Genomic DNA, 13,466 nt, shown 5'->3' on the forward strand with positions numbered 1-13,466 from the left:
GCAATTTGTTATATCGAAGAACATTAAATCTACGATCATGACAAATGAAAATTTAAATACAGCCCTAAACAATGTTAAAGAGGCTTGGAAATATCCTGAATTATTTCAAAACACCTCACGCTCCGAGCGTATTTTATCAGGAGTGGTGGGTTCTTATCTATTATTTAAAGGATTAACTAGTATCTTTTCGCATCCGGTTATTGGTGCAACAGGAGCAGCTGTGGGTGCTGGTTTATTGTACCGTGGCATAACAGGTTATTGCCCTGCCCGCGATTTGGCAGAACAACGTAGAGAATTGGATTTGGAAGATGATATCATCATCAAAGAAACAATCATTTCCACTGAGCTGTAGTAATAAATTCAATACGAAATTTCCATTTCTCAACAAACTGATTAACTTTAAAAAGTTAATTCATAATTATGAGCAAGTACGCATTATTTTTTATTCCAACATTACTTGGCATGTCGGCAATGGCACAGGAAAACAAAACTGATCCGGCTAAAGATCCGAAAACGACTGAAGTTTGGGAGCCAGTACCGAAAACTGTTTCACCAGGGCAACTGCCACAAAATGCACCATCTGATGCCATCATTTTATTTGATGGTAGAAATCTAGATGCCTGGCATTCTGTAAAAGATCCTACGAAACCTGCCGCATGGACAATTGATGATGGATTTTTTACGGTTAAAAAAGGTACAGGAAATATCGAAACCAATAAAAAATTTACTGACTACCAATTGCACATGGAATGGAAAATTCCTGCAAATATTACTGGTGAAGGACAGGCAAGAGGCAATAGTGGTGTTTTTCTAGCTTCAACAGGTGGTGGCGATGATGGTTATGAAATTCAGATAATGGATGCTTATAATAACAAAACCTATGTTAACGGACAAACAGGAAGTGTTTATAAACAAGCCGTTCCATTAGCTAATGCCAATAAAAAACCAGGAGAATGGCAATATTACGATATCATTTGGAATGCTCCACGTTTTAACGAGGATGGTTCAGTTAAAAAACCAGCTAGTGTAACGGTGATATTAAATGGTGTATTATTGCAGAATAACTTTGTTTTAAAGGGAGAAACCAGATATATCGGTGCTCCAGAATACAAAAAACATGGTGCATCAACTATCAAATTACAAGACCACGGCGATCCAAGTCCTCCGATAAGTTTTAGAAATATTTGGGTGAGAGAATTATAATCACCTGTTTTGAAATCCTGCAAAATAAACATTTGCAGGTTTTTTGTTTATTCACCTATTTGTTATCATGTATTCAAAATTATCACTATCCAATGGCATTGTATTTCGTTAATTCATTTCTTAGCGCAATTATGCATACGCTGGTTAAACATTTGGCTCTACTGAGAAACGGATGGAAAATGTAATGACTTAAGTTATAGACTAATCCTTTCTTAAAATATCTAAGTATTTATCCATATCAATCATTTCAGCACCTAAGCTTATTAAATGATCATTAGGCAATTGACAATCAATCAAATCGATATTCAGTTTGCTTAAATAAATTAATGCAGCTTTTGATGCGTTGCTTACATGGCTAAACATGCTTTCGCCACAAAAAACGCGATTCATTTTCAGCCCATATAATCCACCTACCAATGTTCCATCGAGCCAAACTTCTACGCTATGCGCATAACCTTGCTGATGTAAATTGGTGTAAGCTTGTTGCATATCATTTGTAATCCAAGTGCCATCCTGATCTTTTCTTGGAGTGTTCGCACAGTTTATTATTACATCTTCAAAAGCTTTATCAACAGTAATTTCAAAAGTGTTGGCTGATAGAATTTTTTTCATGCTTTTGCTTACTTTTATTTTATCAGGATAGATTACATAGCGCTCATGGGGTGCGTACCATAAAATAGGATCACCTTCACTAAACCATGGAAATATTCCGTTAGAATACGCACTAAGCAACCTATCCACGCTTAAATCCCCTCCAATGGCTAGCAAACCATCGGCTTCTGCCAGTGATGGATCCGGGAAACTATAGTCATCTTCAAGCAGTTGAAAAAACATGTGCGAAAATAAGAAAGAAAACAAACATTAAACCCTGGCGTTTAATTTATGTCATACTGTTAAATTGTCCATTATGAGCGCAAAAGATAATTTCAGCAAAGTAAAGCATCTTTACAACCGTGCAGGCTTCGGTATTTCTTATCCTGAACTGAATAAATTAAGCAAAAAAAATATTAGTAAAGTTGTTGATGGATTACTTGAAGAGCCCAAAAAGGACTATGCTATAACTTTGGTTAATGATACCGAATCGCGGCGACAAATGCTGGTTCAATCGGGATTGTATGCAAAAAAAGATTTAACGGATGATGAAAAGAAAATGCGCCGTGAAATTGTTCAAATGCAAAATAAAGTTAGTCGCGATTTAAATATCGCTTGGGTAAGCAAAATGATCAATACAGAAAGCCCTTTGCGAGAAAAAATGACTCTTTTTTGGCATGGTCACTTTGCCTGCCGGAACAATAACCCTATGTATGCGCAACAGCTGAATAATATCCAGCGTCAGCATGGTTTGGGGAGCTTCCGAACACTTCTTGTCGAAGTATCTAAATCTCCGGCAATGCTGCAATACCTTAACAATCAGCAAAATAAAAAAGGAAAACCTAACGAGAATTTTGCCCGTGAGTTAATGGAACTTTTCACTTTAGGCAGAGGGAACTATACTGAAAATGACATTAAGGAATCGGCTAGGTCATTTACAGGTTGGAGCTACGATAAGGATGGGGCTTTTATATTTAGAAAAACCCAGCATGATGATGGCACAAAAACTTTTTTTGGTAAAATTGGAAATTTTGAAGGTGAAAACATCATCGATATCATTTTAGAAAAACCTGAAACGGCCACTTTCATCAGTAAAAAGGTATATAAATTCTTTGTAAATGATAATCCAAATGATGCACATATAAAGGAGTTGGCCGATCATTTTTACAACTCAAAATATAATATTAGTGAACTCATGCGTAAACTGTTTACTTCAGAATGGTTTTACAATCCTGAAAATGTCGGTACTAAAATAAAATCACCAGCGGAGTTTCTGATCGGGTTAAGTCGCGAGTTTTTTGTTACCTACAATAAACCACAAGTACTTATTCAGCTGCAAAGTAGTTTGGGTCAGTACCTGTTTAATCCACCAAATGTGGCTGGTTGGCCGGGAGGGCAAAACTGGATAGACAGCTCTTCGTTAATGTTAAGAATGCGTATTCCTTCGTTGGTTTTAAACGATGGAGAAATCGATTTTAGTGGCAAAGCTGATCCGGAAGACGAGGCGGTAATTGCCTTGAGTAGAATTGCAACTACCAATGCAAACAGCAACAACAAACCAAAATCATACGTTAATGCACAAGCCGATTGGCCGAAATTTTTAGATACTTTGCCTAAGGGCTTAAGTCCTTTAGCGTTAACAGAATTCCTTCTTCAGCCAAAGCTGAACGATAAAATAACCAAAATGGTTAGTGATAATAAAGGATTAAGAAGTACTGCGGTAGAAATTACAAGCATGCCAGAATATCAACTTTGCTAAGTTTAAAACCTGAAAAAATGAACAGAAGAAATTTTTTAAGAAATACAGGTTTCGTTGCCGCCGGTTCATTATTTGTACCTGCATTTATGAAACCGCTGGAAGCAATGGCGCTTGATGAGCTAAGCTTGTATAAAAATTTGGTTGTGGTACAGCTATCAGGTGGAAACGATGGATTGAATACCGTAGTTCCGTTTGGAAATGATATTTATTACCAAAAGCGTAAAAACATTGCCATTAAACCAGAGGAAGTGATTAAGCTTAATGATATGCAGAGCTTAAATCCAAATATGCAGGCACTCCAAGAGATTTATGATCAGGGTTGGATGACCATTATAAACGATGTTGGCTATCCAAATCCGGATAGGTCACATTTCCGTTCAATGGATATTTGGCAAACTGGAAGCGATAGTAATCAGTTTCTTTCTACTGGTTGGATTGGCCGCTATTTAGATAGCAATTGCCAAACCTGCAAGTTCCCCTATACAGCTATTGAAGTTGATGATTCACTTTCTTTGGCCATGAAAGGGCAAACTAAAAAAGGAATTGCGCTGAAAGATCCTGCAGCCTTGTTCCGCAATACGAATGATCCATTTTTCAAATCCATGTTGCAAAACGACAAAGAGCATTTAGATGAAGATAATTTAGGCTATTTATATAAAACAATGATTGAAACGCAATCATCAGCAAGTTATATTCAAAACACATCAAAAATATATAAATCTCAGGCTGTATATCCTCAAAGTGGCTTTTCAAATCAGCTTAAAACGGTATCAAAATTTATTTCTTCAGGTTTAAAAACACGGGTGTATTATGTGTCCTTAAGTGGTTTCGATACGCATGTTAACCAATTGAATCAGCAGGGCAATTTGCTTAAACAATATAGCGAAGGTATGTCTGCTTTTTTAAAAGATTTAAAGTCGAACAACAAACTCGATGATACTTTAGTGGTCACTTTTTCTGAATTTGGCCGCCGTGTAGAACAAAATGCAAGTAATGGAACCGACCATGGAACGGCGAACAACATGTTTGTTTTTGGTGGAAGATTGAAAAAACAAGGCATATTTAATGCTGCTCCAAACTTAAGTGATTTAGATACCGGAGATTTAAAATATCAGCTCGATTTTAGACAAGTTTACGGAACCATTTTAGATAAATGGCTGGATGTAAACAATGCCGATATTTTAAATAAGAAATTTAACACCTTAGATTTTATCTAGGTTTCAGAAAGTATATCCGGAATTCACTTAAAACATAACCTGGAAGTACAACAGATTTATTTACTAAACGTTAAAGGCCAACAAATTTAGACTGGCCTTTAACGTTGTTTATTATAAGAAATTCTCCATTAGATAAATTTAGTATCGGCGCTATTTTCTCTTAAGTACATACATTGGCCTGTTACTATCGGTTCCTGTAGTTTCAGGAAAAATTTGAAAAAGTTCATAACCGTAACCTTTCACTTTATTTAAAAAATCAAAGGTTGAATCAAACTCCATTTTTTTCCCGTTATCGTCTTTAACGTAACTATTTTCAAAATTAGTTATGTTTTGTCCATATTCTAAAGAGATAAGGTATTTATCTGAAAATGTTCTTCTAATCCCTTTAAACTGAATGTAATCTGCTTTTATTTCGCTTAACCTTATTCCGTTTACCGTTTGAGCTTTTGAAATACTTGTGGCAAAGCAGGCAGCAAGTGCCGCAGCAATTAATAATTTTTTCATGATGTGTTTCTTTTGTGTGTGCCTGTAAATTAAAAATTTTTGGGCAATGAAAAAACAGAAATCATATGGAGGATTGTAACATTTGTAGCCAAATTATATCTTAACCCTAAAAAAAATAGATGAACTTTTTAGGCAACATCATTTGGGTAATTTTCGGTGGGATATTTATCTTCTTCGAATACATCATCGGTGGCTTGATACTCTGCCTAACTATTGTGGGCATTCCGTTCGGTATCCAGTGTTTTAAATTCGCCATTGTTGGCTTAGCACCTTTTGGGGTTAAAATTACTGATACTTCATCAAATACCGGCTGCTTATCAACAGTAATGAATTTGCTTTGGTTAGTTTGTGGTGGCTTTTGGATTGCCCTAACACATTTATTCTTCGGAATTTTGTTTTGCATAACCATTATAGGTATTCCATTTGGTCGCCAGCATTTTAAATTGATGAACCTGGCTTTCACACCTTTTGGAAAATCAATATCGTAAAACTTAAGGCGCTCAACTTGCTTATTCAAGGCATAGGTAGGTGTTAATTAGCCCCGATTGTAATGGAAACTGCAGCGTAGCGAAGGTTGAAATGAAAAGCGGGAAGAAGGTAACCTAAGAAAACGAGCAATTGCGCTCCAAAATCTATTTAATCAATCCAATTTTTTTAGAATGTTCGATGGCTTCGGCGCTATCTTTAAAAAGGCAGGCACAAACATTTTTCGCTTCAATTTTTTGAAGTAAAGTTTTGGTTTCTTCCTCTTTTTCTGGTCGGATGTTGCGAATGTAAACTGCTTCGATATTTTTAGGATATTTCTCTACAATTGAAGCATAAATGGTAGGATCCTGTTGAGAGTTATCGCCGAAGAAGATAAACTTCTGATTTGGAAATGCATCTAAAATTCGCATCACCCTTAGTAATTTCCCTTCGTGACCGGTTTTGCCGGTTTTAATCAAATCTCTCCAGCGTTTTAAGGTGTTAAGTAAAAAGGCACCATCTGGTAATTTGTTAAACCTAAAGGTTTCAATTAAATAATCATAAAGATTCCATTCGCTACTGCTTACGTAAAAAAAAGGATTAGGCTGGCCTTTTTCGGTATGCGACAAAGCAAGTTGCTGGTAGTGACTTGCCGCATCTGGAAATGTTTTTCTGGTATGTGGATTTTTGATGAATAATTCTCTTAACCTTCGGCCAATGGTAGCCGAATGGGAAACCATTACTGTATCGTCAATATCTGAAATAAATGCATATTGGGTAATGTGAGGCACATAAACCTTACCCTCGCTTGAGCTTAAAACTTTATCATTTTCATCAATGGCTTCAACTTTTACAAAATGCCAACCAGCTTCAAGATCTTGTAATGCTTCCCACTCAAACTTAAAAAAACCATCCAGTTCGGTTTTGTTTTCTATAGTTTGATCGAAAAATTGTAGACGAACCCTTACTTGAGGGTAGGGTTTGATGATAAAGAGTTTGAAAAGGTGGATGATATTTACGAAAATATTATTGCTGTAAATCTGCGATGTTCTGGCCTTACGTTTAAAAACATGGCCATATACCACTAAGTTATGTTTGTGGCCATAGCCATGATAAATTTTTACACTTACAGATTTATTCATTGCAGTTAAAACAGAGTGAATTAAAAGTTGTTTGTGATGTAACGCATTTAAAGCAAAAACATGAAATTATTGTTCATTATCAACCCTGGCTCTGGTAGTCACGATATTAATTTAAAGGAAGTAATTTCTACACATTTCGAACAGAAGAATACAACTATAGATCTCTTCGAATTACCTGATGATTGTTCTTTAGATAAAATAAAAGCTAAAATTGATCAATCTAAAGCCGATCGCGTTGTGGCAGTGGGAGGTGATGGCACATTAAAATTAGTTGCAGAGTGTTTATTAAATACGGATACGCCGATTGGCATTATCCCGGCAGGTTCTGCTAATGGAATGGCTAAGGAATTGGGTATACCGCAAGAATTGGAAGAAGCTTTGGATTTAGTAGAAGCAGGCAATCCTCAAAAGATTCATGTAGTACAGCTTAATGATGAAATTTGCATTCATTTATCTGATTTAGGTTTTAACGCATACCTGGTAAAAAAATTTGATACCCTGCCGCAACGTGGTATGTGGGGTTATGCAAAAGCAACATGGCATGCACTGTGGAACCATAAAAGAATGGATGTAGAATTGAATATTGATGGCGAAATTATAAAATCGAAGGCTGCTATGGTAGCCATAGCAAACGCTACAATGTATGGTTCTGGTTTAAAAATCAATCCTGATGGGAAATTGGATGACGGGCTTTTCGAAATCGTTTTGGTTAAAGATTATTCATATTTAGAGATCCTTAAAATTTGGATCACCAAGCTTCCTTTCAACCCTAAAAAGATTGAAGTTTTCCAAACATCAGCAGTTAAAATTTCCTCTAAACATAAAGCACATTTCCAAGTGGATGGAGAATATATTGGTAAAGTGAATACTGTAGATGCAAAAATTTTACCTGCTGCGATTACAGTAGTGGTTTAGTTTAGTTCTTTCCTATAAATCTGTATCGTAAAATACAGCCTGAAAAACTCAGCAATAAAACATATTTTGAATAGAATATCAAACCAACGCTCACCCAAGTTTAAAACTTCTGGCAAGAAAGTGATGAAGCCGATCGAGAATATCCATACGATTAACCTGAATGGAAATTGAATAAAGTAAGTAATGAATCCAAATTTTTTGAATAGGATTAAACCAGTAGCCGAGATAAATAAAGATAAAAAGAGCGGTAATGTTAAAACCACCCTTACTTGAGAAAGTACCTGATCTGGTATTTCATTTATGTGGGTAACAATGCCCCAAAACTGTTTAGCAAGCAATATAATGCTGATGATATCCAATAGGGCAAAAAACTTTGCGGTTAGTTTCATTTATTTGCAGTATTTGGCTAGATACTGATCTGCTAAACTACTACCCATATTTTTAACAAACAAAAAATCTTCACAGGCGCCTTGTTTATCACCCTGTTTAAATTTCTTTAATCCATTATTAATCCGCTCTTGAAGATACTCATCATCAATACCCAACTGGTTTTTAATGGCAATAATTTGTACTTCCTGTCCTGGCTTAGCCTGATCGATATTTTTGTAGAAATTAATTACAGAATTGGTTAAACCTTCTTCAGCCTGATAGCTGCGGATTGCATCTTGCATATCTCTACTGGATTTACCTTCGCAATTGAAACCTGAAAGTTTAAAATTTACCGGAACAACAACCGCAGTGGTCGTATCATAACCTGCAGGTAATTTCCATTTGCCACTGCTCAGCCGAACAAGCCGTAAAGCTTCTTCATCCAATTCGCTTAGTATGCTTTTGGTAACTCTCGAAGAATATACATTTCCTTTTTCATCTAACTTGAAACTAATATTTACCGTACCTTGAATGCAATTGTTTTTTGAGAAAGAAGGATAAATCGTTTTTTCTCTTAAGAAATTTGTAAAACCATCTTTACCAGTTTTAAACTGCAATTGTGCCATCGCAATCGAACAGCAAAAAATTAAGCAAATGGTTAGTAACTTTTTCATTGTACTAATTTACTAAAAAAAGATGGGAGCAAATACGTTTAAAACCAAGCGCTATAAATGCTTTCCAAAGGTTGACACCAGTATTGGGTATGGATCAGGGCAATTGGTTAAATATTGGTCTCTTTCGCTAAATTTGCAAACTCCCGGATAATCGCCATCTAATCCATTCATATCGTAAATAACCTGAAAATGTAGGTGCGGAGGCCAAAAACCATTTTCTTCTTTAACGCCAAGATTAGCAAATTTCTTTCCCTTTGGAATGAGCAAGTCCTTTTCCAAGCCATTTAGCGATTCGGCACTTAAATGACCATAAAGTACATTGAACTTAAGGTCATCAATATTATACGTTAAAATGATTGTAGCTCCATAATCGCCAAAAGTATTATTGTTGGCAAAACTGTGAACGGTAGCATTGTAGAAATTGTAAATTGGCGTTCCAGCTTCGCCCCAAATATCTACGCCTAAATGTAATCTTCTGGGTTCTTCTAATGTATTAAAATGGGCGCTCCTGGAATAAATGGTTCGATGTTCATTATAGCCGCCAATACCATAACGGGCATTTGCAGATAACAATTTATTATTTACCCATTTGGAAAAAGAATCGGTTTCATCTAAAATCTCATTCGTAAGTTCTGTATTTTCAGCAGTAAAATCCAGACTTAAAATTTTATCTTTTTCAATATCAAAATTTACAACTCTATGAAAAGAAGTGGCCTTTGAACTGATCAATTGTTCGAAAGTTTTCATTAATAATTGGGATTTAAAGAATATAAATGGCAAAAAAAATAACCCGCAGGTACAGTTACCAATGCGGGTATAAAATGAGTAAGAGTTGATAGGCTTTCTTAAATTTCTTCGATAATTAATCTTCGCCTTCTTCTTTTTGTCGAGGTTCTTTAGCAATTTTATCGAAAAGATGATCCATGCGCTCCACATATTCGTTCGTATCATCAACAAAGAAAGTAAGCTCTGGCACTACTCTCACCTGATGACGAATTCTGGCACCCAATTTATATCTAATCTCTCCAGCATGTGCATTTACCGTATTGATAGAAAGTGTAGTATTGGTAGTGTTAAAAAAGCTTAAATATATCTTTGCTACTGCTAAATCTGGAGATACACGCACACGTGTAATCGTTACCAAAGTGTTTGGTAAAAATGCACCACCCTCACGCTGAAAAACCTGTGCTAACTCTTCCTGTAGTACTCCTGCAAATTTTTGCTGACGTTTACTTTCCATAAATTTTATTTTTTCGTCATTGCAAGGTATAAAGCAATCTCACATAAAAATAAGATTAATTCACGCCTAGCAACCACGGTTTATTTAACTAATATAACAAATTACTATCGTAAGGATATCTCGCAATATGAGCTTCCTTTACCTTATCATACAATAAAGTTTTAAATTCTTCGATATTCTCTTTTTCTGTTGCTGAAATGAATAAAACCGGCACTTTGCCATGGCTCATCCAGCTTTTCTTAAATTCATCAATACTTAATTTGCCATCATCATCATCACCTTCAACTTCTGGCGAAACATAAGCATCAATTTTATTAAAAACCAAAATCATATCCTTGTCGATGGCACCGATATCTTTCAATGTTTCGTTAACGGTATTAATTTGATCTTCAAAATTTGGATGCGATACATCTACAACATGAATTAATAAATCGGCTTCCCGAACTTCGTCTAGAGTTGATTTAAAACATTCTACCAAATGGTGAGGTAATTTCCTGATAAAGCCAACGGTATCAGATAGTAAAAAAGGTAAGTTTTCAATCACCACTTTCCGCACTGTAGTATCCAATGTTGCAAAAAGTTTATTTTCTGCAAAAACTTCCGATTTGGAAAGCATATTCATAATGGTTGATTTACCAACGTTGGTATATCCAACCAATGCTACCCGAATAAGCTGACCTCTATTTTTGCGCTGCGTTTCGTTTTGTCTATCAATATTCCTTAAACGTTCTTTAAGCAGAGAGATTTTATTTAAAATGATTCGTCTATCACTTTCAATTTGCGTTTCACCTGGCCCACGCATACCAATACCACCTTTTTGGCGCTCTAAGTGAGTCCACATACCAGTTAAACGTGGCAAAACATATTGAAGTTGAGCCAATTCCACTTGTGTTTTCGCTTGGGCAGTTTGTGCTCTGCTGGCAAAAATATCCAAAATCAGGTTGCTCCGATCTAATACTTTTACGCCTAATTCGCGATCTATATTCCGCAATTGCGATGGTGAAAGTTCATCATCAAAAACAACGGTGTCAATCTCTTCCGATTTTACGTAAGCTTTAATTTCTTCTAATTTACCCGTACCCACAAATGTAGCACGTTCGGGTTTAAGCATTTTTTGAGTAAATACTTTTTCTACTTTTCCTCCTGCTGTATCAACAAGAAAAGCCAATTCATCTAAATATTCTTTTGTTTGCTCTTCCTTTTCGCCGGGAGTTACCACCCCAACCAAAACGGCTCTTTCCTGCTTAATCGCAGTATCATAAAATTTCTGTTTTCCCATGTAATATGTACAAACTTAGCTAAAATTGCTAGTAATTATAGTAGCAAGAAAGCAATTTTATCGATCTAACTGGTGCTACAATCTAATATTTCGGTTAGAAGCTAATGATGATTTTATTTGATAAACATTGCGCTTTTGATTTTTGTTTGTGGCTTGTAGCGAAGTAACTTAATAAATTATACATTAGGACTTTGTTTTTTATTCAAAATTCTACCATGGATTTTTTCAGCACCAAAAGTATATTTTTTACCGTTTTGGGTTACCCAATGAGTTACCTTGAATTTTTTGCTGTAATCGCCGGTGTTCTATCAGTAATACTTTCTGCCAAGGCTAATATTTGGAGTTGGCCAGCAGGAATTGTAAACGTATTTTTATCAGCCTTTTTTTATTACCAAATTCAGCTCTATCCAGATATGTTTTTAATGGGTTTCTTTTTCATTACCAATATTTTAGGATGGTGGCGATGGGCAAATCCAAAGGCGGGTGAAGAAGATAAAAATAAAGAATTGAAAGTTAGCTTTATGCCTAGAAAACAGTTTTTAACATTCTTAGTAGGCGGTATTGTTGGAACAATTTGCATTGGTACTTTGGCTGGGCAGCTACACCATTGGTTTCCATTGCTATTTAATTTGCCAAGTGCTTATCCATTTGTAGATTCTTTTATTTTAGTGATGAGTGTAATCACCACTTTTTTAATGATTCAAAAGCGAATAGAATGCTGGATTATTTGGCTTATGATTGATGTTGTGGCAACTTATTTATACTTTTTAAAAGGTGCCATGTTTTTCGGTGTGGAATACATCATTTTTACCATTATAGCTGCCTTTGCATTATGGAATTGGATAAAAGAATATAAAAGCTATCGTAAAGATGCATGAAAATTAGTGCTCAAGCATGCTCATCATCAAAAAAATAAAACATATTCATGTATCATCGGTTAATATAATAAGCGCTCTGAAATAAATTTTTAACTAAATTTTATAACCATGAAAAATGTAAATACACCTAAGAACAATCCCACTACACAAGGAAGTTCTATTGCAGACAGAGCAAATCACGATGTGAAAGTTGATAAAAAAATTCAGGGAATAACTAATGGTGGAGGTCAGCGTTCCGATCAAACATCAAATAAAGACAATCAGCGTAAATACGATAATAAGAAATAACTAATGGTGTAAAATGGAAGATGAGTGAGGTTTGATCACCTCAAAATCCATCTTCCATTTTACTTTATTAAAGCTTTAAGCCTGCTCTTATCCATTTTATATCATCCATCTTCCATTTCTAGGCTGGTTCATTAGCCAATTTAATAATATCTTTTCCTTCTAAAATCTTTCGTTCATTATTATGGCTTAAAGTATTAATCATCGCGTTACCAATTTCAGTCATCGTACAAAAGCCATTGGGGAAAAATTTTCGTCCAATTGGCAACATCCAATTGATGTATTTATAGAATTTGTGCGCATATTTTTGCCCTTCAATTGGTTTTATAAATCCCGGTCGGAAATGATAAACTTGCTCAAAAGGTAATTTCGTTAAATCATTTTCTGTTTTACCTTTAACTTTTTGCCAATTTAACCGTCCGTTTTCATCTGTTCCATTTCCAGAGACATAACAAAAAGTGATGTCATTATTTAATCTGCTTAATGTTTCTGCTACATGAAGTGTAAGTACATAAGTCATTCGGTAATAAGTATCATTATCAACTCCAACAGATGATACGCCAAGGCAGAAGAAGCAAGCATTATAACCTTTCAACTGATCTTCGATGGCAGAAAGATTAAAAAAATCTGAATGAATAATTTCCTTCAGCTTTGCATGAACATAACCGCATGGTCTGCGATTAATTACCAAAACCGAATCAATTTCCGGGCTGTTTAAGCATTGAATTAAAACACCCTCACCAACCATTCCAGTACTTCCTGTGATTATTACATTGTTAACTGCTCTTGTTTTTCCCATTTATGTGATATTTATAATGTATATTTCCTCTATAAATAATATGCAATAAGAATTACCTACCCACACTTAGCGGGCAATCATAAATAAGAATTTCCTCTGCGAGCTCTATGTCTCAAACGCAATTTCTTGCCTGGAACACACTTTTA

General features: G+C 35.3%; 17 protein-coding genes. 8 read left to right on the forward strand and 9 right to left on the reverse strand.

Translation table 11 applies throughout. The features are described 5' to 3' along the window. Window positions 1-37: 37 nt before the first annotated feature. Both LUA91_RS09470 and LUA91_RS09475 read left to right on the forward strand, forming a co-directional pair. Window positions 38-352 (forward strand): DUF2892 domain-containing protein, encoded by a 315-nt coding sequence (locus LUA91_RS09470; RefSeq protein ID WP_231425802.1) that lies wholly within the window; start codon window positions 38-40, stop codon window positions 350-352. 68 nt (window positions 353-420) lie between these two features. Then, window positions 421-1,203: a DUF1080 domain-containing protein gene (locus LUA91_RS09475; RefSeq protein ID WP_231425803.1), complete on the forward strand. Its 783-nt coding sequence runs from the start codon at window positions 421-423 to the stop codon at window positions 1,201-1,203. 201 nt (window positions 1,204-1,404) lie between these two features. Here LUA91_RS09475 and aat read toward each other — a convergent pair whose 3' ends face one another. After that, a complete protein-coding gene (aat, locus tag LUA91_RS09480; protein ID WP_231425804.1) occupies window positions 1,405-2,037 on the reverse strand; it encodes a leucyl/phenylalanyl-tRNA--protein transferase in 633 nt (210 codons plus the stop codon). Between the two features lie 73 nt (window positions 2,038-2,110). Between aat and LUA91_RS09485 the strand changes: the two genes are divergently transcribed. Together LUA91_RS09485 and LUA91_RS09490 are read left to right on the forward strand one after the other, a co-directional pair. Further along, window positions 2,111-3,553, forward strand: coding sequence for a DUF1800 family protein (locus LUA91_RS09485; protein ID WP_231425805.1), 1,443 nt, complete (start codon window positions 2,111-2,113; stop codon window positions 3,551-3,553). Window positions 3,554-3,570: 17 nt separating this feature from the next. Next, window positions 3,571-4,770 carry a DUF1501 domain-containing protein gene (locus LUA91_RS09490; protein ID WP_231425806.1) on the forward strand — a complete coding sequence of 400 codons (1,200 nt, stop codon included), beginning with the start codon at window positions 3,571-3,573 and terminating at the stop codon, window positions 4,768-4,770. A 150-nt stretch (window positions 4,771-4,920) separates the two neighbouring features. Here the strand turns inward: LUA91_RS09490 and LUA91_RS09495 are convergent, their stop codons facing one another. Next, the gene (locus tag LUA91_RS09495) at window positions 4,921-5,274 is read right to left on the reverse strand and encodes a hypothetical protein (protein ID WP_231425807.1); all 354 of its coding nucleotides are present in this window, start codon (window positions 5,272-5,274) and stop codon (window positions 4,921-4,923) included. Between the two features lie 119 nt (window positions 5,275-5,393). On the opposite strand from LUA91_RS09495, the gene LUA91_RS09500 reads away from it, so the two are divergent. Then, on the forward strand, window positions 5,394-5,762 hold the full coding sequence (locus LUA91_RS09500; protein WP_231425808.1) for a YccF domain-containing protein: 369 nt from the start codon (window positions 5,394-5,396) through the stop codon (window positions 5,760-5,762). Between the two features lie 144 nt (window positions 5,763-5,906). Here the strand turns inward: LUA91_RS09500 and LUA91_RS09505 are convergent, their stop codons facing one another. Next, complete coding sequence (locus LUA91_RS09505) at window positions 5,907-6,881, reverse strand: App1 family protein (protein WP_231425809.1); 975 nt, start codon at window positions 6,879-6,881, stop codon at window positions 5,907-5,909. A gap of 60 nt (window positions 6,882-6,941) precedes the next feature. Between LUA91_RS09505 and LUA91_RS09510 the strand changes: the two genes are divergently transcribed. Continuing rightward, window positions 6,942-7,796, forward strand: coding sequence for a diacylglycerol kinase family protein (locus tag LUA91_RS09510; RefSeq protein ID WP_231425810.1), 855 nt, complete (start codon window positions 6,942-6,944; stop codon window positions 7,794-7,796). Here the strand turns inward: LUA91_RS09510 and LUA91_RS09515 are convergent. The 5 genes from LUA91_RS09515 to hflX form a co-directional block, all read right to left on the reverse strand. After that, complete coding sequence (locus LUA91_RS09515) at window positions 7,793-8,185, reverse strand: hypothetical protein (RefSeq protein WP_231425811.1); 393 nt, start codon at window positions 8,183-8,185, stop codon at window positions 7,793-7,795. The two genes, LUA91_RS09510 and LUA91_RS09515, sit on opposite strands and share 4 nt — an antisense overlap. Beyond that, the gene (locus tag LUA91_RS09520; RefSeq protein ID WP_231425812.1) at window positions 8,186-8,839 is read right to left on the reverse strand and encodes an energy transducer TonB; all 654 of its coding nucleotides are present in this window, start codon (window positions 8,837-8,839) and stop codon (window positions 8,186-8,188) included. A gap of 51 nt (window positions 8,840-8,890) precedes the next feature. Further along, window positions 8,891-9,586: a peptidoglycan DD-metalloendopeptidase family protein gene (locus LUA91_RS09525; protein WP_231425813.1), complete on the reverse strand. Its 696-nt coding sequence runs from the start codon at window positions 9,584-9,586 to the stop codon at window positions 8,891-8,893. Window positions 9,587-9,701: 115 nt separating this feature from the next. Next, a complete protein-coding gene (gene rbfA, locus LUA91_RS09530) occupies window positions 9,702-10,079 on the reverse strand; it encodes a 30S ribosome-binding factor RbfA (RefSeq protein ID WP_231425814.1) in 378 nt (125 codons plus the stop codon). Between the two features lie 88 nt (window positions 10,080-10,167). After that, complete coding sequence (hflX, locus tag LUA91_RS09535; RefSeq protein WP_231425815.1) at window positions 10,168-11,358, reverse strand: GTPase HflX; 1,191 nt, start codon at window positions 11,356-11,358, stop codon at window positions 10,168-10,170. A 215-nt stretch (window positions 11,359-11,573) separates the two neighbouring features. Here hflX and pnuC point away from each other — a divergent pair, with 215 nt between their 5' ends. Both pnuC and LUA91_RS09545 read left to right on the forward strand, forming a co-directional pair. Next, window positions 11,574-12,236: a nicotinamide riboside transporter PnuC gene (pnuC, locus tag LUA91_RS09540; protein ID WP_231425816.1), complete on the forward strand. Its 663-nt coding sequence runs from the start codon at window positions 11,574-11,576 to the stop codon at window positions 12,234-12,236. Window positions 12,237-12,344: 108 nt separating this feature from the next. Next, on the forward strand, window positions 12,345-12,524 hold the full coding sequence (locus LUA91_RS09545) for a hypothetical protein (RefSeq protein ID WP_010601402.1): 180 nt from the start codon (window positions 12,345-12,347) through the stop codon (window positions 12,522-12,524). Window positions 12,525-12,642: 118 nt separating this feature from the next. Here LUA91_RS09545 and LUA91_RS09550 read toward each other — a convergent pair whose 3' ends face one another. After that, complete coding sequence (locus tag LUA91_RS09550) at window positions 12,643-13,320, reverse strand: NAD-dependent epimerase/dehydratase family protein (RefSeq protein WP_231425817.1); 678 nt, start codon at window positions 13,318-13,320, stop codon at window positions 12,643-12,645. Between the last annotated feature and the right edge of the window lie 146 nt (window positions 13,321-13,466).

The organism is Pedobacter sp. Leaf250 (genome assembly GCF_920984735.1).
GTDB lineage: Bacteria > Bacteroidota > Bacteroidia > Sphingobacteriales > Sphingobacteriaceae > Pedobacter.

Coding starts and splice junctions, on each gene's coding strand:
- pnuC (WP_231425816.1), top strand. CDS start 11,574: ATGGATTTTTTCAGCACCAAAAGTATATTTTTTACCGTTTTGGGTTAC.
- LUA91_RS09515 (WP_231425811.1), bottom strand. CDS start 8,185: ATGAAACTAACCGCAAAGTTTTTTGCCCTATTGGATATCATCAGCATT.
- rbfA (WP_231425814.1), bottom strand. CDS start 10,079: ATGGAAAGTAAACGTCAGCAAAAATTTGCAGGAGTACTACAGGAAGAG.
- LUA91_RS09505 (WP_231425809.1), bottom strand. CDS start 6,881: ATGAATAAATCTGTAAGTGTAAAAATTTATCATGGCTATGGCCACAAA.
- hflX (WP_231425815.1), bottom strand. CDS start 11,358: ATGGGAAAACAGAAATTTTATGATACTGCGATTAAGCAGGAAAGAGCC.
- aat (WP_231425804.1), bottom strand. CDS start 2,037: ATGTTTTTTCAACTGCTTGAAGATGACTATAGTTTCCCGGATCCATCA.
- LUA91_RS09545 (WP_010601402.1), top strand. CDS start 12,345: ATGAAAAATGTAAATACACCTAAGAACAATCCCACTACACAAGGAAGT.
- LUA91_RS09495 (WP_231425807.1), bottom strand. CDS start 5,274: ATGAAAAAATTATTAATTGCTGCGGCACTTGCTGCCTGCTTTGCCACA.
- LUA91_RS09500 (WP_231425808.1), top strand. CDS start 5,394: ATGAACTTTTTAGGCAACATCATTTGGGTAATTTTCGGTGGGATATTT.
- LUA91_RS09520 (WP_231425812.1), bottom strand. CDS start 8,839: ATGAAAAAGTTACTAACCATTTGCTTAATTTTTTGCTGTTCGATTGCG.
- LUA91_RS09485 (WP_231425805.1), top strand. CDS start 2,111: ATGAGCGCAAAAGATAATTTCAGCAAAGTAAAGCATCTTTACAACCGT.
- LUA91_RS09525 (WP_231425813.1), bottom strand. CDS start 9,586: ATGAAAACTTTCGAACAATTGATCAGTTCAAAGGCCACTTCTTTTCAT.
- LUA91_RS09490 (WP_231425806.1), top strand. CDS start 3,571: ATGAACAGAAGAAATTTTTTAAGAAATACAGGTTTCGTTGCCGCCGGT.
- LUA91_RS09470 (WP_231425802.1), top strand. CDS start 38: ATGACAAATGAAAATTTAAATACAGCCCTAAACAATGTTAAAGAGGCT.
- LUA91_RS09510 (WP_231425810.1), top strand. CDS start 6,942: ATGAAATTATTGTTCATTATCAACCCTGGCTCTGGTAGTCACGATATT.
- LUA91_RS09475 (WP_231425803.1), top strand. CDS start 421: ATGAGCAAGTACGCATTATTTTTTATTCCAACATTACTTGGCATGTCG.
- LUA91_RS09550 (WP_231425817.1), bottom strand. CDS start 13,320: ATGGGAAAAACAAGAGCAGTTAACAATGTAATAATCACAGGAAGTACT.